Source organism: Streptomyces katrae, from assembly GCF_000966975.1.
GTDB lineage: Bacteria > Actinomycetota > Actinomycetes > Streptomycetales > Streptomycetaceae > Streptomyces > Streptomyces katrae.
In genome coordinates, this window is the sequence record NZ_JZWV01000579.1 from 1 (window position 1) to 2,156 (window position 2,156).

1 pseudogene is annotated in these 2,156 nt (G+C 70.1%); it reads left to right on the plus strand.

The features are described 5' to 3' along the window. Positions 1 to 2,156: pseudogene (locus VR44_RS20865) on the plus strand (LamG-like jellyroll fold domain-containing protein); the annotation flags it as partial.

Consider the following 2,156-nt stretch of genomic DNA (forward strand, 5'->3'; position numbering starts at 1 on the left):
GCTGTACGTGGACGGGCGGGCCACCGAGGTCACGCCGACCCCGGCGGCGAGTGCCCCCGCGGCGGGCGCTTACGGTCCGGCCCAGGTGACCGTCGGCGGGCGCTCCGACGACTCCGGGGTCGCCGACCGCTACCAGGGCGTGCTGGAGGAGGTGCGGCTGTGGCGTACGGCCCGGACCGAGGAACAGCTCCTCGACAACATGTTCGGCCGGCTGACGGGTGACGCCGCCGACCTGATCGCCTACTACCCGTTCGACGACGAGTCGACCACGGCCGACGCGACGACGCTGCGGGACCACGGCCCGCGCGCCCTCCACCTGGCGCTGGCCGCCGAAGCGCAGACCCGCCCGGCCCCTCTGATGTCCACGGCGCCGATCTCCTCCGAGACCCCGGAGGTGCGGCCGGTGTTCGTGGCCGGGCAGGACCGGTTCGTGCAGACGATCGGCGCGACGCCGGCCGTCGCCGAGTACGCGGACCTGCAACGGCTCTCGGACCGTACCAGCCGGGGCGTGCTCAAGCGGGCCTACGCGTACCTCCAGGACGGCACGTGGAACCTGATCACCGGCTACAAGCTGGGTGACCTGGTCTCCGAGTGGGTGGGTCAGGCGCAGTTCGCGCCCCAGCTGATGGGTTACATCGAGGGAGCCCCGCCGATTCCCGCCGAGAACCTGATCGCCACCCGGCGGCCGAACACGCAGAGCTACATCAACGCGACCACGGTCGAGTTCAAGCAGGCCGACGGGGTGGTGCAGACGCTCACCTCCGGCAGCGAGAAGAGCATCGACCGCGCGACGACGGCGAAGCTCTCCTACGAGGCCGGCGGACCCGACACCCTGTGGATCACGGCCCCGCTCGGTTTCGGCACCGCCACTCCCCTCTCCGACGTGGACTTCTCCGTGGAGGGCGGCATCGCCCTCGAGTTCGGGTTCGGCTGGGGCGACGAGACGACCGTCTCCCAGGGGCAGGAGACCGAACGGTCCACGATGATCGGTCTCAGCGGCGGCTGGGAGCCCGAGCCCACGACTACGGCGGACCAGCAGGCCTCCATCGACAACGGCGGCCGCCGGTTCGCCCCGTCCAACACCGGCTACGCGCTGGTGCAGTCCGAGACGGCAGACGTGTTCGCGCTCCGCGTGGCGCACAGCGGGGCGGTGGTCTCGTACCGGATGCTGCCGAACCCGGACGTCCCGCGCGACTGGAACCTCGTACCGTTCAAGATCAACCCGCGTTACGTGAAGCAGGGCACCCTCGACGGCCGCGCCGGATACACGAAGGAAGGGGAGAACTGGAAGCTGCGGCTGGACTCGGACTACCAGGAGGCCGCCGACTACGGCGAGTACAGCTACTACAAGCCGCGCGAGGCCTACCGGCTCAAGCGGCGGATCGTGGAGGACCAGCAGCGGCGGCAGGCCTTCTACGAGGCCGCCGACCCGCGCAACCCCTTCTCCGACCCGACGGCGGCGGTGGCCCGTGAGCTGGTGGGCCGGTTCACCGGGCCGGTCCCGGGGCCGCGCAAGGACAAGGAGAAGCAGCAGCGCGAGGCGGCGGGGCTGTCCCGCCGGGACATCGTCAACACGTACGTGTGGTCGGCGGACGGCGGGTTCTTCGCCGAGAGCACCGGCACCACGGACATGGTGACGGAGACGACGAGCGGCTCGTACCACTTCAACGGGCTGGCGTCCGTGGGGCTGTCCACCAGCTTCGAGATCTTCGGTGTGGGCCTCGGCTTCCAGGCGGAGACCTCGCTCGGCGGCAGCATCACCCGCAGCCGCTCGACGAGCAAGGAGTCCACGCGCTCCTTCAGTCTGGAGGTGGCCGTCGACACGCCCGGGGACATGCAGAAGTACGACAAGGACTTCAAGCCGGTCTTCGACGCCGACGGCAACGCGGTGGAGATCCCGGGCCGGGTGGACGCGTACCGGTTCATGACCTTCTACCTGGACGCGGACCGGGCCAACTTCGAGGACTTCTACGGCAAGGTCGTGGACTCCGAGTGGCTGGACTCCGGGGACCGCAACGCACTGGCCCTGAAGCAGGCGCAGCAGTCGGACCACAAGCCGCCGTGCTGGCGGGTGCTGCACCGGGTCACGTTCGTCAGCCGCAAGCTGCCGGAGGTGGAGGAGGAGATCAGCGGCGTGCTGGAGCAGAGCATGCGCA